Raw genomic sequence first — 20,351 nt, 5'->3', positions numbered from 1 at the left:
CGCTCACACCCGGCGGGGCCACCACGGGGTACGGAACACGACCGGCCCGGTATCGCGCGCAGGACCAACCGCAGCCCCGTCACCGACACGCTCACGGCGTGTCCGCGACGGGGCTGCGGAACACCGGCCGGGCGATTCCCACACCTCGGCTCTCTACCGGCGGACGTGGAAGACCCTCCAGGATTCGGCGGTGTACGGGGCCGAGGCGCATCACGTGATCAGCGCCGCCCGGCGCGCACTGGACCCGCGCGGAGGCGCGATTCCCTGACCGCGAGGCACCACCCACCGGTAGGTTGACGACGCCCGCGCACCACGACCACCACCCCGCACCCCTCACCTCGCCTCACCCCGGAACGGAAGGACACCCATGGCCGCCGCACCCGACCGGTTCAAGGACACCGGACGCGCGGCCCCGCGCCGCACGGTCTTCGGCGAGGTGGCCGAGGCGTACGACGACGGGCGCCCCGGGTACGCCGAGGAGTTGGTCACGGAGGTGCTGGAGTACGCGGCCCTCGGCGACCGCGCGGCCCTGGAGGTCGGCGCCGGTACCGGCAAGGCCACCGGGCTCTTCGCAGCACGCGGGGTACCGGTCGTCTGTGTCGAGCCGGACGCCCGGATGGCCGAGGTGCTGCGCCGCAACACGGCCACGTACCCCCATGTAGAGGTGGTGGCGGGCGACTTCGAGGCGTGGAGCCCCGGCGGTCGCGACTTCGGTCTGCTGTACGCCGCCACCTCCTGGCACTGGGTGGACCCTGTGCGCCGCTGGGACCTCGCCCACTCCGCACTCGGACCCGGCGGGACACTGGCTCTGTTCTGGAATCCGGTCGCGGCGATCGACCCCGAACTGTTCGCCGCGCTGCGGGACATCGACCGCCGCCACGGTGTGGAGGAGCCCCCGCACGACGCACTCGCCTCCCGTTACGGCGAAGAGGCGGGCACCGTGGACGGGCAGGTGGGACCGGGCTGGCCGGTGGACGAGATCCGGCGCGACGGGCGATTCACCGACCTGCGTACGGTGCGCTACCGCCACAACCTGCGGTACGACACCGCCCGTTACCTCGACTTTCTCGCCTCGGTCTCCGCCTACCGCGTCCTGCCCGAACGGCACTTGAGGCAACTCCTGCTGGAGACAGGCCGGTTGCTGGACGCCCGGGGCGGCGCCATCGACATGCTCGGGATCAATGACCTCGTCCTGGCCAGGACCGTCTGAGCGCGACGTCCGGACTCCCCGACGGGCCCGCCCGTCGCCCCGTTCGCCGCGGCCGCATAATGACCCCGGTAGATGTACTGGGCATGTAGAACGGGGAGGGTGGGCTCATGAGTCGCGCCAGGAACGTGAACGAGGACCCGAACGAGGACCCCAGCGAGGACCGGATACTGCGGGAGGAACTGACCGCGGTGGCTGTCGCCTCCGGGGCCAACCGCCGCTTGTACGAGTTCATGATGACCAAGTTCGTCGGAAAGCTGCTGAAGAAGCACGTCCAGGAGCTCGACCTCGTCCTCCCGCGGCACTTCGACGACGCCGTGCGGCACGTCACCGACGTACTCGAAGAGGCCGGACCGATGACGGAGGCGGCGCCCGTCGCCGCCGGCGGTGACCGCCGGGTGGTCCGAGTCGTCGCCTCCGGCGGTGTCGGGGCCATGAATCCGGTCGTGGTCACCGCCGTCCTGACCCGGAGTCCGGGCAGCCGCACGCGGGTCGGGCTCCGTGCCGTGGCCATGGAGGGGCCGATCAAGCAGCGATCGGCCGAGAAGGCCGCCGCCAGGATCGCCGCACTGCTGAACGGATAGACCCACGCGGGAAGCCGGTACGCGCACCGCTCACGGGCGGCACCCGACTCCCCGCACCGGCTCCGCCAACCGCCCCACGCCCACGCCCCACGACTCCCGGCTCCCGGCAGCACCCCGGGTGCCCGGTCAGGCCCTCCTCAGGACCACCAGCCGCTGCGTGGCCCGGGTCATCGCGACGTACCGGTCCACGGCCCCCTCGATTCCCGGACCGAAGGAATCCGGGTCGACCAGGACGACGAGGTCGAACTCAAGTCCCTTGGCCAGCTGCGGAGTCAGGGACCGCACCCGGGCGGTCGCGCGGAACGCCGGGTCGCCGATGACGCAGGCGATGCCCTCCGGGTGGGTGTCGAGCCAGTCGTCGAGGACCGTGCGGAGGTCGGCGACGGAACCGTGGGTGACGGGGATGCCGCTGCTGCGGACGGAGGTCGGCACGTTGGCGTCCGGCAGTGCCGCCCGGACGACCGGTTCCGCCTCGGCCATGATCTCCGCCGGGGTGCGGTAGTTGACGCTCAGGGCGGCCTGTTCGATCCGGTCGAGTCCGATCCGTCCGAGGCGTTCCCGCCAGGATTCGGTGAACCCGTGGCGGGCCTGCGCGCGGTCGCCGACGATGGTGAAGCTGCGGGACGGGCAGCGCAGCAGCAGCATCTGCCATTCCGCGTCGGTGAGTTCCTGCGCCTCGTCGACGACGATGTGCGCGAACGGGCCCGCGAGCAGGTCGGGGTCGGTGCCTGGGAGCGCGGACTCGTCGGTGAGCGCCTCCCGCATGTCGCGCACGTGCAGCATCGTGATGACGCCCTCGCCGTCGTCGTCGGCCTCCAGCAGGGCGTCCACGGTCTCGGCCATCCGCGCGTTCTCGGCGGCGATCAGCGCCTCGCCCCGGCGTCGGCGGCGCGCGGCGTCGGGGTCGCCGAGCCGCTGCCGGGCGGCGTCCAGGAACGGCAGGTCACAGACGGTCCACTCCTGGGCGCGGGAGTCCTCGCGTCGCAGCAGGCTCCGCTCGTCGGCCTCCAGCCACGGGGCGCACCTGCGGAGGTAGGCCGGTACGGACCAGAGGTCCCCGACCAGGTCGGCGGCGTCGAGCAGCGGCCAGGCACGGTCGAACGCCTCCACCAGCTCCCGGTTCTTGCCCAGGGATTCCCCGAGCCGTTCGGTGGGGGTGTCCTCGTCGTGCTTGTCCACCAGGATGGTGACGAGTTCCTCCCAGACCTGTTCGCGGGCCTCGTTGTGCGGGGTGCCGGGCTCCGCCGCAGCGAAGGCCGCCGCCCACTCCTGGGCGCTCAGCTTGACGTCGGCCCAGTGGGTGGTGACGGTCATGCCCCGGGCGGGCGGCTCCTCGTAGAACCGGACAGCCGCCTCGACCGCCTCCACCACCAGCCTCCGCGAGGCCTTCAGCCGCGCCACCTCCGGATCTTTCTCCGCGGACGCCCCGGCGCCCTCGGCGACGAGGTCGCGCAGGACGCAGGTCTGCACGCCCTCCTCCCCGAGGCTGGGCAGGACGTCGGCGACGTAGTCCAGGTACGGCCGGTGCGGGCCGACGAAGAGCACACCGCCCCGGCGGTGGCCGAGCCGCGGATCGGAGTGGAGGAGGTACGCGGAGCGGTGCAGCGCCACGACGGTCTTCCCCGTGCCCGGTCCGCCGTCCACGACCAGGGCACCGCGCGATCCGGCGCGGATGATGGCGTCCTGGTCGGCCTGGATGGTGGAGAGGACGTCCCGCATCCGGGGCGAGCGGTCGGCGCCGAGGCTCGCGACGAAGGCGGACTGGTCGTCCAGCGCGGCGTGCCCGTCGAAGCCGTCGGGGGTGAAGACCTCGTCCCAGTAGTCGCTGATCCGGCCGTCGGTCCAGCGGTACCTGCGGCGGCTCGCCAGGCCCATCGGGTTGGCGTGGGTGGCCCCGAAGAACGGTTCGGCCGCGGGCGAGCGCCAGTCGAGCAGCAGCCGGTGACCCGCACGGTCGGTGAGCCCGAGCCGACCGACGTACACCGGCTCCTCCCCGGCGCCGGCGACCATGCGCCCGAGGCAGAGGTCGAGGCCGAAGCGGCGCAGGGTGCGCAGGCGGGCGGTCAGGCGGCGGATCTCGTTGTCCCGGTCCATCGCCTGCCGGCCCGCACCGCCGGGCGCCCTGCGGGCCGCGTCGAGCTGGGAGGTCAGCTCGGCGATCGACTCCTGCAGGCTCCGGGCGACGGCCGCGAAGTGCTCCTCGTCGCGGGCGGTCAGCCGGGGGTCGGCCTTCGCGGCGAGGCGGTCGGGCAGCGCGAACGCGCTCCCGGCCGGGGAGCTGCTCAGGGGTGCTGCGGGGTGCGGGGACGGCATGCGGGCGGCTCCGGGGTGGGGCGGACGACGTCCGGAATTCCGGGGTCGGCCGCCGATTGTGCGCCACCGAGGGGGCCTTGCCGCAAGGCCCCCCGTGCGCTATATGTTGAGAGTGGAAAGAGGTGGGTACACCCTCTTCCTCCCTCACCGGTCGCCCCGGGCCTCGTCGTCGCCGCACCGCCGTGCCTCTCGCGGGAGCGCAGACCACAAAGAATCTCCACGGCAATCATGAGAAATTCTCAGATATTCGCTCAGGAAATTCTCACATTCATTTCTGTGAATACCATCTCCTTTACCTGTGCGCTTTGCGGGAAAGCCAACAGGATTGTTGGAGATTCGCTGGACGATGGCATAGGTTCGAAAACGCAGAAGTAATGCACCCGCGTAGTCGTCCGGCGCACGCGGCAGTTGCACGCGACCATTGCACGTGCGGCGGTTCCGGCCGCCGCAAAGGGAGAAATCCGTGAAGCACAGGGCAGTGAAACGCAGGACCGTCGTCGTGGGCCTCGGCTCGGTCGCAGGGGCGGCAGCGGTCGGGGGATTCGCCGCGAACGCGCAGGCGGAAAGCCGCAACTCTTCGCGGAATACGGGGAAGCCGGGAAATCCGGGGGCCCTGGCCTTCGACCCGAGCGCGTACACCGAACTGACCACGACCATCACCACCGACGAGGGCGACAAGGAGGTGACCTACCACTTCTGGAAGGCCATCACCTACGTCACCGCGCCGGTCGACGCGGAGCACCAGAGTCTGGTGGTCAGCGTTCCCGTGAGGATCGACGGCAAGGCCGTGGATGCGGCGAACGCGCCGATTCTCTTCTCCAACGCCGTGGGCGGTTACTTCCCCGCGAGCGTGGCCACGGCCGCCGCTGTCGGCGAGGCCGCGATGGAGATGGGCGATCTGGGCGGGGCGGGCGGCCCCGGGGCGGGCGGCACACCTCCGGCCGATACGGGCACGGGCACCGGCGCCCCGACGACCGGCACCGGCGAAGCGCCCTCCGGCTCGAACGGCATGCTGAACGGCATGGGCGAGATGGTCAGCCTCCCCGAGCTGGGCCTGGCCGCCGGGTACGTGGTCGTCGAGCCGGGCTGCCGGGGCCGTACCCTCACCGACGCGAACGGTACGTACTACGGCACCGCGCCCGCCGCGATCGTGGACCTCAAGGCGGCCGTCCGGTACGTCCGTTCCAACCAGGGCCGCATACCCGGCGACACCCGCCGCATCGTGTCCACCGGCACCAGTGCGGGTGGCGCGCTCTCGGCGCTCCTCGGCGCCTCCGGGGACAGCTCGCTCTACGCCCCGCACCTCGAGGAGATCGGCGCGGCCGACGCGAGCGACGCCGTGTTCGCCAGCGGCGACTGGTGCCCGATCACCGACCTGGAGCACGCCGACGGCGCGTACGAGTGGAACTGGGGCGCCAACACCCCGCAGAGCGGCACGCTGGACCAGACCGTGTCCAAGGCGCTACGGGCCCAATTCGTGGAATACCAGGCGTCCTTGCGGCTGAAGGGGCTGAACGGCTTCGGCCCGCTCACCGCGCGCAACTACGACGACTACCTGCTGGAGACCTATCTCCGGCCGGCCGCGAACACCTACCTCAAGGGCCTCTCGGATGCCGACCGTTCGGCGTACCTGACGGCCAACCCCTTCATCACGTGGAAGAACGGCCGGGCCACCTTCACGTGGGCGGACTACCTCACCCACGTGGGCGCACGGAAGAAGACCGCTCCCGCCTTCGACACGTTCGACCTGTCCGGCGGCGAGAACAACGAGTTCGGCACCGGTACCAGCGAGGCCCGGCACTTCACCGCGTACGGGCAGCGCCACGACACCACCGGGCTCACCGCCGGCCGCGTGGACGGCGACATCCCGGCCCTGCTGGACCTGATGAACCCGATGTACCATCTCGCGCGCCACAACCCCGGCCGCGCGAAGCACTGGTGGATACGCGTGGGCACCAAGGACACCGACACCGCGCTGACCGTCGTCGGCAACCTCGCCGCGCGCCTGCACGGTCTCGGCGACGACGTGGACTCACTGATGTACTGGGACCAGGGGCACGGCTCCAACACCGACGCCGCCGACTTCATCACCTGGGTCGCCCGGGTGACCGGCCGCCGGAAGTAGCCACCGGGGCGCCGACAGCACGACGGCCTCCCGGGCGCTGTGCCCGGGAGCCCGTCGCGTGCGTGCCCGTACCGGTACGCCCGGCCCCTGACCGGTCGGACGGGCCGATACGGGCGGGCCGGTCAGACCGGCCGGTAGCGCCCCGGGGCGGCACCCGCCGCGACCAGGTACGCGACCTGCTCGCAGGTGACGAACTCGACGCCGCGCGAGGCGACTTCGTCGAGCCAGTGCTCCAGGGCGAGGAGGCGGTGGCCCCGGCCGATGACCTCGGGGTGCATGGTGACCGTGAGGACGCCGTCCTCGAAGTCCCGCACCATGTAGTCGAGATCGGCGGTCCAGCTCGCGAACATCTCGCGGGGGTCGCGCAGTCCGGGCATCAGTCCGGACGGGGTCCGCAGGAACTCCAGATACGGGAAGTCGTCCAGGCTCCAGGCGACCGGGATCTCCAGCAGCCCGGCCGGCTCGCCCCAGTGGACGCCCCCGTCGTGCGGGACATCCGGCGTACGGCAGGGGTACGGGGCATAGTCGTGGCCCATCAGGCTGCTGTCGTACCGCAGTCCGTGCTCCACCAGCAGACCGACGGAGGCGTCGGACAGGTCCCAGGCGGGCGCCCGGAAGCCGCGCGGCAGTATGCCGGTGACCACCTCCAGGGCGTCCAACGACCGCTGGAGGACGGCGCGTTCCTCGGCGGGCTCCAGCGCGGCGACGTTCTCGTGCGCATGCCCGTGCACCGCGACCTCATGCCCCCGGCCGATGAGTCCACGGGTCAGCTCGGGGTACGTCAGCGCGGTGTGCCCGGGTACGAACCAGGTCGCGGGGATGCCCCGGGACTCCAAGATGTGCAGCAGCCGGGGTACGGCGACAGCGGCGAACTCGCCCCGGGAGCGCGGGGTCGCGGTGAGCATGCCCCGGGCCATCCAGGAGGAGATGGCGTCGAAGTCGAAGGTGACGCAGACGTATCCGCGCCGCGGGTTCTCCGGATTCATGGGTGTCGTACCTCCGTTCAGCTCAGCGGCAGTGCGGCGTTGCCGGTGCCCGCACCGCCGTCCACGGAGAGCGAGGCGCCGGTCATCCACGAGGAGTCCGGGCCGCAGAGGAAGGAGACCGCACCGGCGATGTCGCCGGGGACGCCGGCGCGGGGCCAGGGCTGCCCGCCGCGGATGGAGCGGACGTACGCCTCGCCGAGCGGGTTCACCTCACTGTCCACCTCGATGAAGCCCGGGGAGACGGCGTTGACGTGGATGCCGTGCTCGGCGAGCTCCAGGGCGAACGCCTTGGTGAGCATGTCCAGTCCGGCCTTGGAGGTGCAGTAGTGCGCGGCACCCCGGCGGGCGCGGGCGGAGGCGCCGGAGCTGATGTTGACGATGTGGCCGCCGTGGCCCGCGTCCACCAGCCGCCGGGCGAAGGCCCGCGACAGGGAGAAGACGGCGGACAGATTGACGTCCATGACCTGGTCCCACTGGTCGTCGCGCATCTCCAGGAGCGGGGCGCTCGGGTAGAGACCGGCCGCGTTGACCAGGATGTCCAGGCCGCCGAACACCTCGCGGGCACGGTCCACGAAGCCGGGCAGCGAGGCACGGTCGGTGAGGTCGACCTCCAGGGCGGCGAACGAGTCGGCGTTCTCGGCGACCAGCGGGGCGAGGCGGTCGGCGCGCAGGTCCGCGAGGATCACCTTGACGCCGTCCTCGCTCAACCGCCGCGCGACGGCCGCCCCGATGCCGCCGGCCGCTCCGGTGACCAGCGCGATCCTGGGCTGGTTCCGCGCGGGGGTGCTCTCGGGGGTGCTCACAGTTCTCCTTCTCCTTCTGTCCCACGCGCCGTGCCGTGGGTCGTGTCGTCGTGCGTACCGTCGTGACGGCCCGTGTCGTCGCGCGCGCCGTCGTAGTGGGTCAGGCCGTCGAATCCGGCCCGCAGGTCGCCGTACCGTTCGGCGGCGGGCCGCCCGTCGGGTTCGCCCGGCGTACGCGCCGCGCGCCGGGCAAGGGTGTCGTACGCCCCGGCGGCGCCGTCGGCCAGCAGGTCGATGACGCACCAGGCCATCAGCACGGCAGGTTCCAGGGCGGCGAGGACGTGGTCGGTGACCAGGTAGTCGACGCTGTGCGCGTCGCCGGTGGCGCCCCCCGTGAAGGGGTGCAGCACCGGCATGACCGCGCCGAGGTCTCCCATGTCGGTGGAGGCGCCGAGGTGCCGGCCGGGGGCCACCGCATCCGGGCCGAAGAGCGCGGTGCCGTTGGCCCTGGCCAGCTCGGTGAGGGCCGGATCCTGGTGGTGCGGGAGGTAGTTGAGGGTGGTCTCCACGGTGGCGCGGGCGCCGAGCGCCACCGCGCCAGCCCGTGCGGCCCGGTCGACGACGGCGCAGGCGCCGCGCAGGGCGTCGAGGGTGCGGGCCCGGATCACCACTTCGAGCTCGGCCCGGTCCGGTACGGCGGTGGGCGCGTCGCCCCCGTGCGGCAGCACGGCGTTGACGCGTACCGCGTCCTCGTCGCGGAAGGTGTCCCGCTGGGCGTCGATCGCGCTGATCGCCAGCATCGCCGCCTTCAGGGCGTTCACCCCGTGCCACGGGGACGAGCCCGCGTGGCTGGACCGGCCGGTGAAGACGATCCGCTTCACCACCGAGCCGTTGTGGCTGTCCCCGACGCTGAGCCGGGCGGGCTGCCCCGAGGTGTGGACGAGCATCGCCATGTCCACATCGTCGAAGGCACCCCGCGCCAGCAGGTCGGCCTTGCCGACGAGGTGGGTCAGTCCACCGGCCCGTACCCGTGTCCGCCGCCACTCCAGCTCCACGCTCTCCTCGGCCGGTACGGCGAGGAACGCGACGTCCCCGTCGAGGTGCTGCCGTACGGCGGCCAGGCCGATCGCGGCGCCGATCATCGACGCCACCTGTGCGTGGTGACCGCAGGCGTGTGCCGCCCCGGTCTCCGGGTCGGCGAGCGGGTGCCGGGGCAGTACGAGGGCGTCCAGTTCGCCGAGCACGGCGACGGTGGGGCCCTGCGTGCGTCCGGACATCCGCGCCTTCACCCCGGTGAGGGAGAGGCCGCTCTCGAAGGGGAGCTCCAGCTCCGTGAACCACCCGGCCACCTTCGCGGCGGTCCGGTGCTCACGGAACCCGGTCTCCGGGTGGCGCTGGAGGTCCTCGCTGAGGTCCAGCAGGCGCTCCCGGTACCCCTCGATCGCCGCCCGCGCCCGCTCCTTGAGGCGCGCGACGGAGGCGGAGCCGGTACCGCTCACGGGTACGGGCCCTGTCACGCGGCGCTCACGGCGACGGGCTCCGGGGCGGACTTCGGGGCGGAGTCCGACAGGTCCACGTGACGGCCGAGGCCGGCCCGGAACGCCTCCGGGGTCTGCGGGGTGACCAGCGCGCCGACGATCGCCAGGACGCAGCCGATGCCGAGGAAGGAGAAGGCCGCACCGTAGGAGAAGTGTTCCGCGAGGAAGCCCATCACGAACGGGGAGACGGCACCGGCGAGCTGGCCGCCGAAGTTCACCATGCCGCCGCCGACACCCGCGTACTCCGGGGGCAGCATGCGCAGCGGCAGGCCGAAGATCTGCATGTAGGCCAGATACATCACGAGGGTCGCGCAGGTCTCCCAGGCGATGAACTCGCCCGCCGACCCGGCGCGCACCATCATCACCAGCAGACCGCCCAGGGTCACCATGACGGGGATGACCACCCGGCGGTGGTTGCCCTTCAGGAAGCGGTCGAAGAGGTACCCGCCGATCATCATGCTGATCGCCGCGGCGACCCACGGGATGCCGGACAGCAGGCCCACCCCGGTGAGCGAGACGTCCTTGTTCTCGCGGAGGTAGGACGGCACCCAGGACACCAGGCCCCACCCGATGATGTTGAACCCGCACATCATCAGCGCGAAGCGCCACATCATCGAGGACTTGAGCAGGCCCAGTGCCTGCCGCAGCGACACCTGCGCGACCGGCTCCGCGACCGTCTCGCTGCCGGTCGCGGCGGCGAGTTCCTCGGTCGTCAGCGGCTTCGGCATCCCCTTCCACAGCACGAGCACGATCAACAGGCCGAGGACGGACACCGCCCAGAACGCCCCGCGCCAGCCGAAGGCCACGATGAGCGGCGCGGCGACGATGGGGGCGATCGCGGAACCCAGCGGGTTGGACGCGGACATGATGCCGTTGGCGGTCAGCCGCTGTGCCGGGGTGGTGCGCTCGCTCAACGCCTTGATGGACGCCGCCGGGTACATGCCCTGGAAGATGCCGAAGACGGCCCGGATCACGATCATCGTCGTCAGCCCGACGGCCAGTCCGCTGACCGCGGTGAAGATCGCCCAGCCGCCGGCCGCCACCAGCATGGTGGGGCGGGCGCCCTTGGTGTCGGCGAGGATGCCGCCGGGGATCTGCATCGCCGCGTAGGTGATGAAGAAGGCGGTGAGGATCAGGCCCTGCATCGTCGTGCCGAGACCGAACTCCTCGCCGATGTCCGGCAGAGCGAGGGTGATCACAAGCCGGTCGATGTAATCGATCAACCAGGTCATGAAAAGCACGGCGACTGCGGCCGTGGCCACCCGCTCGGCCGAGCGTGCCCGGGAGCTCTTGCCCTCTGTCATCTTCCACCTCCACGCGGATACCGGTCGATCACGACCCGGAACCTGTCGTCGGATCGTGGTCAGCAGTGTGCAAACTGGGCGTACCCCCACGGTTTGTGGACGGCGAAGAGGTTTTCGGCATTTCCTCGTGGCCCTCGACAAACGCGTTCGACCCAAGGGCGAAAAGCTGTACGGCGGCGTTCAGCCGCTCGTAGGGATCGCCCAGGTCGAGCCCGGTCAGCTCACGTATCCGACCCATCCGATAACGCAGGGTGTTCGCGTGGACGTTCAGTTCCCGTGCGGCCGTGGCGGTGTCCCCGAAGGCGTCGAGATAGGCCGCCAGGGTCTGGGTGTACGCGGTGCCGCGTCGCAGATCGTGCGCGCGCAGCCGGTGCACCGGCCCGTCCTGGAGCCGCCGGTCCGCGGTGACCGCCTCGCCCAGCGCCAGCAGGTTCGCGGTGCCGCGCACGTCCTCCAGGCAGGCGCTGCGGACCTCGCCGCGCCGGGCCAGGGCGCGCACCACCAGCTCCGCCTCCATCCGGCTGGCGGGCAGCTCCCCCAGGTGCGGCACGCACGGCCCGATGCCGGTACGCGGCCGGGCTCCGACCGTGTCGGCCACCGCGGCGGCGACCCCGTCCGCCGCCCGCCGAATCCCGTCCCGGTCGACCGGGCCCACCAGGGCGAGGACGACCCGGGAGGGGCCGGTGGTGGCCAGCGCCCGCCACCGGTACCCGGCGAGATGGCGCAGCGCCTCCTCCTTCGCCCGGTACAGGTCGGCGGCGCCGAACCGGCCGCCGTGCGCCGACAGGTCCGCGACGAGCACGGTGACCGGCGTCCCCGGGTCGACGACCAGGTGGGAGGCGGCCAGCCGAGGATCGACGTCGCCGAGCAGCGCGCGGCCGAAGAGTTCCTCGTCCAGCCGCCGCCGGGCCACCTCCTCCTGGTCGAGGCCGAGCAGCACGCTCACGGCGGCCGTCGCGGCGTCCGCGAGCAGCACGGCGGCGTTCCGGGCGAGTGATTCGCCGGGAACACCGCCCTCGGCGACCCAGATCGAGCCGAGGTTCTCCGTACCTGCGCGCACCGCCGCCGCGAGCCTGCGCCCCGCACCGAACTCGGGCACCGCCGCGACGTCGACGACCTCGGTGCCGGACCAGAGCCGCCGGTAGACGCCGAGTTCGACGAGCCGCGCCCGGTACCCGACCGGGCCGTGCTGGTCGAGCACGGCGGCCCGGCGCATCTCGTCGTCGCCGAGGCCGAGCCGGGAGGCGGCGAGCAGCTCCTGGCCGGGGGTGAAGATCATCACCGAGCCGTTGACCAGCCGGGAGAGGGAGTTGGCGAGGCTCACCAGGTCGTGCCGGCGGCCGAACATCGCGGCCCGCCGCGTCCCGGGCCCCACCCGTACGGCCAGCAGGGCGCGCAGCCGTCCGATCAGGTCCGTCCAGTCCTGGTCGGCCGCCAGCGCCAGGACCGCCACCCCGTGTTCGGTACCGAGGGCGCTCGCCTCGCGCAGGCCGCCGCCCCCGCCGTCCTTGACGATCACGGCACTCGCCCCGGCCGCGACCGCCGCCCGGATCAGCCCGCCGGGCTCGCTCCCGGCCCCGATGCCGAGCAGGACCCCGCCCGACCGGTCGAGGGCGGAGGGGTGCGGTGCGTCCGGCCCCTGCGGACCGCCGGGTGCCGGCGCGCCCTCGTGGACGGTGAGCGTGCGGACCGGCACACCGAGGCCGTGCGGCGCGGCCCATACGGCGACGGTGCCGGGGCCGAGGCAGTCCACGACGGTGGCCAGGGCCACCGGGGCATCGGCACCGGACTGACCGGTCCCGTCTCCGGCAGCCGCGTCCGTGTGCCCGGCGGCGGCGTCCGTGCGCCCGGCGGCGTCCGTGTGCCCGGCGGCGGCGCCCACGTGCTCCGGGTTGTGGTCGGGCACGGCGGATCAGCTCCAAAACTTGGCGGGTCACACAAACTTTCGCATGTCGGGACAGAGCAATCATGCAGAGGCGTATCCCCACGGAAGCCGCGCCGAAGGAGTCCCGCCGTGCCCGCACCCCAAGTCCTCGACCCGCGTGACCTGTTGCGCCGTCTCACCGACGACACCCGGGCGATGGTCACGGATCTGGAACGACTGGTACGGGCGGAGTCCCCGTCTTCGGACGGCGACGCCCTCGGCGCGTGCCGGGACGTCCTGGCGGACATCGGCACCCGCCTCCTCGGCACCGCCCCCACGGTGCTGCCGCGCGACCCCGGCAACGGCCGCCCCGGCGGTCTGCTCTGGCGCCTCGGCCCGGCCGACGTACGTCCCGTCCTGCTGGTGGGCCACTTCGACACCGTGTTCCCGAAGGGCACGCTCAAGCGCCGGCCGTTCCTGGTCGACGGCACCCGGGCGACCGGCCCCGGCGTCTTCGACATGAAGGGCGGCCTGATCCAGGGCCTCTACGGGCTCGCCCGGCTGCGCGAACTCACCGGTCGAGACCCCGCCGTCGCGTTCCTGATCACCGCCGACGAGGAGATCGGCTCCCCCGCGGGCGGCCCGGTCGTCACCGAGTGGGCGCGCAGGTCCCGCGCGGCGCTGGTCCTGGAGGGCGCGGCGGACAGCGGCGCGCTGAAGCACGCCCGCAAGGGCTGGTCGTTCTACGACATCCGCGTCAAGGGCGTCGCGGCCCACGCGGGCCTGGAACCCAGCAAGGGCAGCAACGCCCTGACCGACCTGGCCAGGATCATCGTCGCCCTGGAGTCCCTCGCCGCGTACGACGACCGGGTCACCGTCACACCGACGGTGGCGAGCGCGGGCACCACCCAGAACACCGTCCCCGACCGCGCCCACGTCACGGTGGACGTCCGCGTCCCCGACGTCCAGGCACAGAAGGACATCGACGCCGAACTGCACCGGATCGTCGCCGACGTGGCGCGGCTCCCCTTCGAGGTCGTCGGCGGCCCCAACCGCCCGCCCCTCGAAGAAGCCGCCGCCACGGACCTGCTGGAGACGGCCCGTACCGCCCTGGCCGAACTGGGCCTGGAATGGCCCGGATCGGCAGCCGTGGGCGGCATCTCCGACGGCAACCTCTGCGCGGCGACCGGCACCCCCACCCTCGACGGCCTCGGCGCGGTGGGCGGAGGCCCGCACGCCGACCACGAGTGGGCCGACGTGACCCGCATGCCGGAGCGGGCGGCGCTGGTGGCGCGGATGGTGGCGCTGCTCCTCCAGGAGGGGTGAGCCCGGGGGCCGGCTCCGGCTCCGGCTGAGTCCGGGGGGGCGACTCCGGTTCCGTACGGGAGGTACAGGGGTCCTCCCGTACGGCACCGGTCGTGGGGCTCCGGGTTCGGCCCGGACTCAGCCCTGTTCCGCTTCCGGGCCGCCGAACCCGGCGAACATGTCCAGCAGCGGCTGCGGCGCGTCCGGCGCGAAGATGGCCTCCAGCCCTCCGGCGGACTCCCGCGCCATCTCCTCGGCGCGCGGGAAGAGGAGCGCCTCGTACGCCGCGAGCGCCGGCTCCGTGTCCTCCGCATGCTCGGCCAGGCAGCGGCCGAGGTCCGCGCCGTCGATCAGCGCGAGGTTGGCGCCCTCCCCGGCGAACGGCGACATCAGATGCGCCGCGTCCCCGAGCAGCGTGACGCCCGGGACCCGGTCCCACCGGTGGCCGATCGGCAGTGCGTGGATGTGCCGGGGCACCAGCGGCCCGTCCGCCTCGGCGATGAGCCCGCGCAGACCGGGCGCCCAGTCCGCGAAGTGCTCCAGCACGGCCGCCTTCGCAGCCCCGGTGTCGGTGAAGTCGACCGTACCCAGCCAGCTTTCGTCGGTGCGCAGCGCCACGTAGACATGCAGGCTGCCGTCCGTCTCGCGGTGGCCCAGCAGCGCCTTCTCGTCGCTGAGCCCGAAGAACATCCCCCCGCCGAGCAGCGCCGCGGCCTCGGGGTGACGGGTGTCCGCGTCGAACAGGTCGACCTCCACGAAGGAGACCCCCGCGTAGGCGGGCATCGCGTCCGACACAAGCGGCCGGACCCGCGACCAGGCGCCGTCCGCGCCGACCAGCAGATCGGTGGTGAACACGGAGCCGTCGGCGAGCGTCACCTCGTACCGGCCCCGGCTCTCCTCGCCGTCCGTCGCCCGGCACGCCACCACCTTGGAGTTCCAGCGGACGGTGTCCGCCGGAAGGGAGGTCAGCAGCAGGTCGCGCAGATCGCCCCGGTCGATCTCGGGCCGCTCCCCGGAACCGTCGTCCTCTTCCTCCAGGTGGACGTGCCCGCTCTTGTCGAGCACCCGCAGCGCCTGGCCGCCCGGGTGCACCTTGGCCAGGAACGCTTCGTGCAACCGCGCCTCGCGCAGCGCCGCCTGCCCGGTGTCCTCGTGGATGTCGAGCATCCCGCCCTGCCTCCGGGCGTCCGCCGAGGCGTCCAGGTCGAAGACCGGCACCTCGATGCCGTGCACGTGCAGGACCCGGGCGAGCATGAGACCGCCGAGCCCGGCGCCGATGACGGCGATGGGGTGGTGCGGGGTGGTGGCGTCGGAGGGAGTACTGGTCGTCATGGTGTGGCTCCTTCTCTGCGTACGAAGTGCTTCGGGACGGATCGGCGCGAGACGGGTCGGGTCAGCACGGGACGGATCAGCGCGGGGTGGTCAGCGCGCCGTTGACGACGGCCCGGAACATCCACCCGAGGCGCTCCTGCGGGGTGCCGGAGAACAGGTCGTCGCCGAGCGCGGCGATACGCGGATACGTCTCGGCCGACGCCCCCCGCAGCGCCCCCACCAGCGCGTCGTGCTCCTCCTCGGCCGAGTCGGCCTCCCCGCGGGTGGCCTGCTCGGCGGCGGCGGCGGTCGCCAGCTGGAGCAGTACGTCCACACCCCAGGCGGCCTGCCCCCCAGGCACCCCGCCCTCGTCCAGCAGGGCGAGGACCGCCTCCACGAGCGCCAGGTAGTTCGCCCCGGTGGGCCGCGCCACGAGCGCGGAACGCGCGAGGCTCGGGTGCTCGAACAGCACCCCCGTGTACGACCCGAGCACCTGGACGAGCCGCTCCCGCCAGTCCCCCGCCTCCGTCACGGGCCCCAGATCGACCGCGCCGAGGTACTCCTCCAGGATCGCGGCGTGCAGCTCGGCCGTGTTCCCGAAGTAGACGTAGAGCGAGGCCGGCCCGGTGTCCAGCTCCGTCGCCAGCCGCCGCATGGTCACTCGCTGAAGCCCTTCGGCCCGCATGATCCGCACGGCGGCCTCGACGATGCCCGCATGACTGAGCGCGGGCTTGGCAGGCCGCTCGCGGCGGCTCCGGGGGGTGGGGGTGGGGCTGGCTGGTGTCATACGACGAGCGTAACGAACATGTTCGTTACGAACAAGTACTTCACGAACATGTTCGCTCGGGTGCGCCGCGCCGCCGGGGAGACCGCCGGAACACGCAGGGCCCCCAGTAGGGGGAGGGGAGTTTCCTCCGGGAAGCCCGTAGGCACCCATCCCCACGCGCGCGGGGAGCACTCCATGAAGATCGGGCCCGCCGGGGCCACGTCGGAGCCACCCCTGCACGCGCCGGGAACACGCGGTGGCCCTGCTGATGCCCATGGCCTGCTCCGGACCATCCCCGCACGCGCGGGGAGCACATCTGGATAAGGGACCCGCACCCCACGGACCCAGGACCATCCCTGCATGCGCGGGGAACGCCCTTCCCGGCCCGCGGGTTCATCTCACCGAAGGGCCGGGTTCGGCCGACTTCACCGACTCGAACCCTTCCCCCTCCCTCGGTCGGCGCTCCCGCTCAAGCCACCACCAAGTCAACAGCACCCGCCCCGCCTCCCCCGGAGAACAGGCCCGCAGCCCCCACCCACACACCGCACCGCACCCACTGTCAGCAGTGCGTGCTTGGCTGGCTCCATGGCTGACGCATACAGCACGGACGACGACACGCGCGGCACCCGATCCCCCGCATCCGCTCTGAATCAGCAACCGGAGCAGCCCGGTTCGGCCCCGCCTCCCGCACCGACCTCCACCCCCGCCCCCGCCCCCGAGATCGCCACGCTCCTCGCCTGCCTGCGTGACCAGCGGCGCCACGTGCTCGGGATACTCGACGGGCTGGACGAAGAGGCGCTGCGCAGGCCGGTGTTGCCTTCGGGGTGGAGTTGCCTGGGGCTGGTGCGGCATTTGGCGCTCGATGTCGAACGGTTCTGGTTCCGGGCCGTGTTCCTAGGCGACGCGGAGGTCATCCGGAACCTGGACGGGATCGAGGATGCCTGGCAGGTCCCGGCCGGGGCCTCGCCCTCCGACATCCTCGGCACGTACCTCGTCGAGACCGAGCGCGCGGATTCCGTCATCGCCGCCGCATCCTCGGCGGACGCGGCACTGGCCTGGTGGCCGAGCCACCTCTTCGGTGACGGGTGGCGCCATCACACCCTGCGCGACCTCCTGCTGCACGTCATCACCGAGACCGCCTGCCACGCAGGCCATCTCGACGCGGCCCGCGAACTCATCGACGGAAGACGGTGGTTGGTGATCACCTGACCAGGTGCCACGTGCGCGGCCCGCGTGACGCGCGGACCGTCAGACCCGGATGCCTCGCATGAGGTTGCGGATCAGCGCGTCGGCGAAAGCCGCGTCGAGCGTCTCGTCGGGGAGCAGCAGGCGGTGGTAGCAGGCGCCCCACAGCTGGTCCACGACGACCTGCGGGTCCACGTCGGCGTGGATCTGGCCGAGGTCCTGCGCCCGGGTGAGCCGTTCGACCGCGAGGCGGCGGCGCGGGTGGGTGTAGTGCTCCGCGAGGGCGGCGGCGAGCGCGGCGTCGGTCTGGGCCGCGCCGACGAGCTGGGCGATCACCCGCCCGGTACGCGCATCGGTGAGCAGGCCGACGAAGGCGTGGAGCTGAGCGGTGAGATCACGCTCGACGTCACCGGTGTCCGCGAAGGCGAGGGTGCTCTCCACCGCGCTGAAGTACGCCTCGAAAGCCAGGGCCCTGGGCGAGGGCCACCACTTGTAGAGCGTCATCTTGCTCGCACCGGCACGTGCCGCCACCTTCTCGAAGGTGATCCCGGCCAGCCCGGACTCGAAGAGCATGGCGCCGGCCGCACCCACCACCGCTTCGCGTACCTCCGTCGCGGGGCGGCGGCCCCGGCCGCGCCTGACGGAATCCTTCGACTCCTCGGCCATCACCACTCCCCTTTCCCTTCCCGCTCTCCGACACGCACCGGGGCCCGCACGCCGCGTCAGCGGAACACCGGCCCCCTGCTTGCAGTATATGGACGATCGGTCTACATTTTTTAATGGACAGGAAGTCCATAAGTGACCAGCACGCGGGAGGCTGATCCCATGACCGACACCACCCAGCCCCGGAACGCCAACAGCGGCAACAGCGGCGGCAACGACGGCAGCACCCCCGCCCGCGTCGCCATCGTCACCGGCGCCTCCGGGGGCATCGGCCGTGCCGTCGCCGAGCGGCTGGCGGCCGACGGCACCGCCGTGGTCGTGCACTACGGCCGGGACAAGGCGCGGGCCGAGGAAGTCGTGGCGACCGTGGAGAAGCTGGGCGGGCGGGCCACGGCGTTCAGCGGCGACGTCGCGGACGAGCACGCGATGGCGGCGCTCTTCGCGGCGGCCGAGCAGGCGTACGGCGGCGTGGACGTGGTCGTGAACACGGCCGGGATCATGCTGCTGGCGCCGGTCGCCGAGTTCGACCTGGACGCCTTCGACCGCATGCACCGCACCAATGTGCGCGGCACGTTCGTGGTGTCCCAGCTGGCCGCCCGTACGCTCCGGTCCGGCGGCGCGCTGATCAACTTCTCCACCTCCGTGACCCGGCTCCAGCAGCCCACCTACGCGGCCTACGCGGCCACCAAGGGAGCCGTCGAGGCGATGACGCTGGTGCTCGCCCGCGAGCTGCGCGGCCGTGACGTGACGGTGAACGCGGTCGCGCCCGGCCCGACCGCCACCCCGCTCTTCCTGGAAGGGAAGCCGCAGCAGGTCGTGGACACCATCGCGGGCCTCTCCCCGATGGAACGGCTCGGCACCCCCGAGGACATCGCCGAGGCCGTCGCGTTCCTGGCCGGCCCGGGGCGCTGGATCAACGGCCAGGTGCTCCACGCCAACGGCGGCGTCGCCTGACGGTCGCGGGAGCAGCCCTCCAGTCGCATACGGAAAGGACCGGAGCGGAGCCGAACACCGAAAGAAGCGGGCCACTGGCCGGTTTGTATCCTCGGCATGGTGCCGTCCGGCACCATGCGGGACCCGCGAGAGGACACACCGTGACCACCGAGCTGAGCTCCGACGCCCTGAGCGCCCCCGGCGCCCCGAGCGACCTGAGCGCCCTTGTCGACCGCGCCAGGCAGGACTACGAGGAGCTGGCCGGCCGTGGCCTCTCTCTCGACCTGACCCGGGGGAAGCCGGCGCCCACGCAGCTCGATCTCTCCGAGGACCTGCTGAGCCTGCCCGGTGGTCGCCACACCGCCGCAGACGGCACGGACGTGCGCAACTACGGCGGCCTCCAGGGCCTGACCGAGCTCCGCGAGATCTTCGCCGAGCAGCTCCAGGTGCCGGTGGCGCAGCTGCTCGCGGCCGGCAACTCCAGCCTTGAGCTGATGCACGACTCGCTGGTGCACGCGATGCTCAGCGTGCTGCCGGGCGCCGAGTCGCGCTGGGTGGACCAGGGCCGGATCGCTTTCCTCTGTCCCGTCCCCGGCTACGACCGGCACTTCGCGCTGTGCGAGCGGTTCGGCATCGACATGATCCCCGTGCCGATGACCGAGTCGGGTCCGGACATGGACGTGGTCGAGCGCCTCGTCGCGGAGAACCCGGCCGTCAAGGGCATCTGGTGCGTCCCGAAGTACAGCAACCCGGACGGCGTGGTCTACAGCGACGAGACCGTCGCCCGGCTGGCCGCGATGGAGACCGCCGCGCCCGACTTCCGCATCTTCTGGGACAACGCGTACGCGGTGCACCACCTCACCGAGGAGCGGGTGGAGATCGCCGACCTGCTCGTCGCGTGCGACGAGGCCGGGAACGCGGACCGGGTGTTCGTGTTCGGCTCGACCTCCAAGATCACCCTGGCGGGCGCGGGCGTCGCCTTCTTCGGCTCGTCCCCGGCCAACGTGAAGTGGCTGCTCGCCAACAACTCGAAGCGGTCCATCGGCCCGGACAAGGTCAACCAGCTGCGGCACGCGATGTACCTGCGCGACGCGGACGGCGTGCGCGACCTGATGGACCGTCAGCGTCTGGCCCTCCAGCCGAAGTTCGAGGCGGTGCAGCGCATCCTCGAAACCGAGCTGGGCGGTACGGGCCTCGCCTCCTGGACGAAGCCCAAGGGCGGCTACTTCGTGAACCTGGAGGTCGAGGAGGGCTGCGCGAAGGAGGTCGTGCGGCGCGCCGGTGCGGCCGGTATCGTCCTCACTCCGGCCGGTGCCACCCACCCGTACGGCGACGACCCGAGCGACTCCGTCATCCGGATCGCCCCCAGCTACCCGACGCAGGGTGAGCTGGAGGAGGCCATCCTCGGCCTGACCGCGTGCGTGCGGGTCGTCGGGTACGAGAAGCGGCTCGCCGCGAAGTAACGATTCCGTGCGGGCCGTACGTACTCCGACCCGCCAAGCGCTCCGGCCCGCCTCCCCCGCC

16 protein-coding genes are annotated in these 20,351 nt (G+C 72.3%); 7 read left to right on the top strand and 9 right to left on the bottom strand.

Annotated elements, in window-relative coordinates; all coding sequences use genetic code 11:
- The first annotated feature begins 367 nt into the window (after positions 1 to 367).
- Both ACFWEP_RS16050 and ACFWEP_RS16045 read left to right on the top strand, forming a co-directional pair.
- Positions 368 to 1,210, top strand: a complete 843-nt coding sequence (locus tag ACFWEP_RS16050; RefSeq protein WP_387370624.1) for a class I SAM-dependent methyltransferase — start codon at positions 368 to 370, stop codon at positions 1,208 to 1,210.
- Between the two features lie 107 nt (positions 1,211 to 1,317).
- On the top strand, positions 1,318 to 1,791 hold the full coding sequence (locus ACFWEP_RS16045; protein WP_387370622.1) for a hypothetical protein: 474 nt from the start codon (positions 1,318 to 1,320) through the stop codon (positions 1,789 to 1,791).
- Positions 1,792 to 1,917: 126 nt separating this feature from the next.
- On the opposite strand, the gene helR is transcribed toward ACFWEP_RS16045, so the two are convergent.
- The gene (gene helR / locus ACFWEP_RS16040; RefSeq protein ID WP_387370620.1) at positions 1,918 to 4,104 is read right to left on the bottom strand and encodes an RNA polymerase recycling motor ATPase HelR; all 2,187 of its coding nucleotides are present in this window, start codon (positions 4,102 to 4,104) and stop codon (positions 1,918 to 1,920) included.
- Positions 4,105 to 4,567: 463 nt separating this feature from the next.
- Here helR and ACFWEP_RS16035 point away from each other — a divergent pair, with 463 nt between their 5' ends.
- Positions 4,568 to 6,229, top strand: a complete 1,662-nt coding sequence (locus ACFWEP_RS16035; RefSeq protein ID WP_387370618.1) for a subtype B tannase — start codon at positions 4,568 to 4,570, stop codon at positions 6,227 to 6,229.
- 122 nt (positions 6,230 to 6,351) lie between these two features.
- Here ACFWEP_RS16035 and ACFWEP_RS16030 read toward each other — a convergent pair whose 3' ends face one another.
- From ACFWEP_RS16030 to ACFWEP_RS16010, 5 genes are read right to left on the bottom strand one after another with little or no spacing between them, the layout of a single operon-like run.
- Positions 6,352 to 7,215: a polysaccharide deacetylase gene (locus ACFWEP_RS16030; protein ID WP_387370616.1), complete on the bottom strand. Its 864-nt coding sequence runs from the start codon at positions 7,213 to 7,215 to the stop codon at positions 6,352 to 6,354.
- A 17-nt stretch (positions 7,216 to 7,232) separates the two neighbouring features.
- Positions 7,233 to 8,018: an SDR family NAD(P)-dependent oxidoreductase gene (locus tag ACFWEP_RS16025; protein WP_387370614.1), complete on the bottom strand. Its 786-nt coding sequence runs from the start codon at positions 8,016 to 8,018 to the stop codon at positions 7,233 to 7,235.
- Complete coding sequence (locus ACFWEP_RS16020; protein WP_387370612.1) at positions 8,015 to 9,457, bottom strand: amidohydrolase; 1,443 nt, start codon at positions 9,455 to 9,457, stop codon at positions 8,015 to 8,017. The genes ACFWEP_RS16025 and ACFWEP_RS16020 overlap by 4 nt, the downstream gene beginning before the upstream one ends.
- A gap of 14 nt (positions 9,458 to 9,471) precedes the next feature.
- Positions 9,472 to 10,800, bottom strand: coding sequence for an MFS transporter (locus ACFWEP_RS16015; protein ID WP_387370610.1), 1,329 nt, complete (start codon positions 10,798 to 10,800; stop codon positions 9,472 to 9,474).
- A gap of 28 nt (positions 10,801 to 10,828) precedes the next feature.
- Entirely contained in the window at positions 10,829 to 12,706 is a 1,878-nt protein-coding gene (locus ACFWEP_RS16010; RefSeq protein ID WP_387370608.1) for a PucR family transcriptional regulator, read from the bottom strand.
- A 108-nt stretch (positions 12,707 to 12,814) separates the two neighbouring features.
- Here ACFWEP_RS16010 and ACFWEP_RS16005 point away from each other — a divergent pair, with 108 nt between their 5' ends.
- On the top strand, positions 12,815 to 13,990 hold the full coding sequence (locus tag ACFWEP_RS16005) for a M20 family metallopeptidase (RefSeq protein ID WP_387370606.1): 1,176 nt from the start codon (positions 12,815 to 12,817) through the stop codon (positions 13,988 to 13,990).
- A 117-nt stretch (positions 13,991 to 14,107) separates the two neighbouring features.
- On the opposite strand, the gene ACFWEP_RS16000 is transcribed toward ACFWEP_RS16005, so the two are convergent.
- Together ACFWEP_RS16000 and ACFWEP_RS15995 are read right to left on the bottom strand one after the other, a co-directional pair.
- Complete coding sequence (locus tag ACFWEP_RS16000; protein WP_387370604.1) at positions 14,108 to 15,301, bottom strand: FAD-dependent oxidoreductase; 1,194 nt, start codon at positions 15,299 to 15,301, stop codon at positions 14,108 to 14,110.
- A gap of 76 nt (positions 15,302 to 15,377) precedes the next feature.
- On the bottom strand, positions 15,378 to 16,067 hold the full coding sequence (locus tag ACFWEP_RS15995; protein WP_387370602.1) for a TetR/AcrR family transcriptional regulator: 690 nt from the start codon (positions 16,065 to 16,067) through the stop codon (positions 15,378 to 15,380).
- 564 nt (positions 16,068 to 16,631) lie between these two features.
- On the opposite strand from ACFWEP_RS15995, the gene ACFWEP_RS15990 reads away from it, so the two are divergent.
- Positions 16,632 to 17,255: a DinB family protein gene (locus ACFWEP_RS15990; protein WP_387370600.1), complete on the top strand. Its 624-nt coding sequence runs from the start codon at positions 16,632 to 16,634 to the stop codon at positions 17,253 to 17,255.
- Positions 17,256 to 17,294: 39 nt separating this feature from the next.
- Here the strand turns inward: ACFWEP_RS15990 and ACFWEP_RS15985 are convergent, their stop codons facing one another.
- On the bottom strand, positions 17,295 to 17,897 hold the full coding sequence (locus tag ACFWEP_RS15985) for a TetR/AcrR family transcriptional regulator C-terminal ligand-binding domain-containing protein (RefSeq protein WP_387370598.1): 603 nt from the start codon (positions 17,895 to 17,897) through the stop codon (positions 17,295 to 17,297).
- 159 nt (positions 17,898 to 18,056) lie between these two features.
- Between ACFWEP_RS15985 and ACFWEP_RS15980 the strand changes: the two genes are divergently transcribed.
- The gene (locus ACFWEP_RS15980) at positions 18,057 to 18,848 is read left to right on the top strand and encodes an SDR family oxidoreductase (RefSeq protein ID WP_387370596.1); all 792 of its coding nucleotides are present in this window, start codon (positions 18,057 to 18,059) and stop codon (positions 18,846 to 18,848) included.
- 140 nt (positions 18,849 to 18,988) lie between these two features.
- On the top strand, positions 18,989 to 20,290 hold the full coding sequence (locus tag ACFWEP_RS15975; protein ID WP_387370594.1) for an aminotransferase class I/II-fold pyridoxal phosphate-dependent enzyme: 1,302 nt from the start codon (positions 18,989 to 18,991) through the stop codon (positions 20,288 to 20,290).
- Positions 20,291 to 20,351 lie beyond the last annotated feature (61 nt).

It is taken from the genome of Streptomyces sp. NPDC060198, assembly GCF_042728415.1.
Taxonomy (GTDB): Bacteria; Actinomycetota; Actinomycetes; order Streptomycetales; family Streptomycetaceae; genus Streptomyces.
The sequence above is the reverse complement of the archived record's forward strand: the minus strand, read 5'-3'. Positions and strand labels throughout refer to the sequence as shown.

Bases quoted from the DNA above. Each gene is read 5' to 3' on its own strand.
- ACFWEP_RS16000 (WP_387370604.1), bottom strand. From the start codon at position 15,301: ATGACGACCAGTACTCCCTCCGACGCCACCACCCCGCACCACCCCATC.
- ACFWEP_RS16050 (WP_387370624.1), top strand. From the start codon at position 368: ATGGCCGCCGCACCCGACCGGTTCAAGGACACCGGACGCGCGGCCCCG.
- ACFWEP_RS16015 (WP_387370610.1), bottom strand. From the start codon at position 10,800: ATGACAGAGGGCAAGAGCTCCCGGGCACGCTCGGCCGAGCGGGTGGCC.
- ACFWEP_RS15990 (WP_387370600.1), top strand. From the start codon at position 16,632: ATGGCTGACGCATACAGCACGGACGACGACACGCGCGGCACCCGATCC.
- ACFWEP_RS15985 (WP_387370598.1), bottom strand. From the start codon at position 17,897: ATGGCCGAGGAGTCGAAGGATTCCGTCAGGCGCGGCCGGGGCCGCCGC.
- ACFWEP_RS16030 (WP_387370616.1), bottom strand. From the start codon at position 7,215: ATGAATCCGGAGAACCCGCGGCGCGGATACGTCTGCGTCACCTTCGAC.
- ACFWEP_RS15980 (WP_387370596.1), top strand. From the start codon at position 18,057: ATGACCGACACCACCCAGCCCCGGAACGCCAACAGCGGCAACAGCGGC.
- ACFWEP_RS15995 (WP_387370602.1), bottom strand. From the start codon at position 16,067: ATGACACCAGCCAGCCCCACCCCCACCCCCCGGAGCCGCCGCGAGCGG.
- helR (WP_387370620.1), bottom strand. From the start codon at position 4,104: ATGCCGTCCCCGCACCCCGCAGCACCCCTGAGCAGCTCCCCGGCCGGG.
- ACFWEP_RS16045 (WP_387370622.1), top strand. From the start codon at position 1,318: ATGAGTCGCGCCAGGAACGTGAACGAGGACCCGAACGAGGACCCCAGC.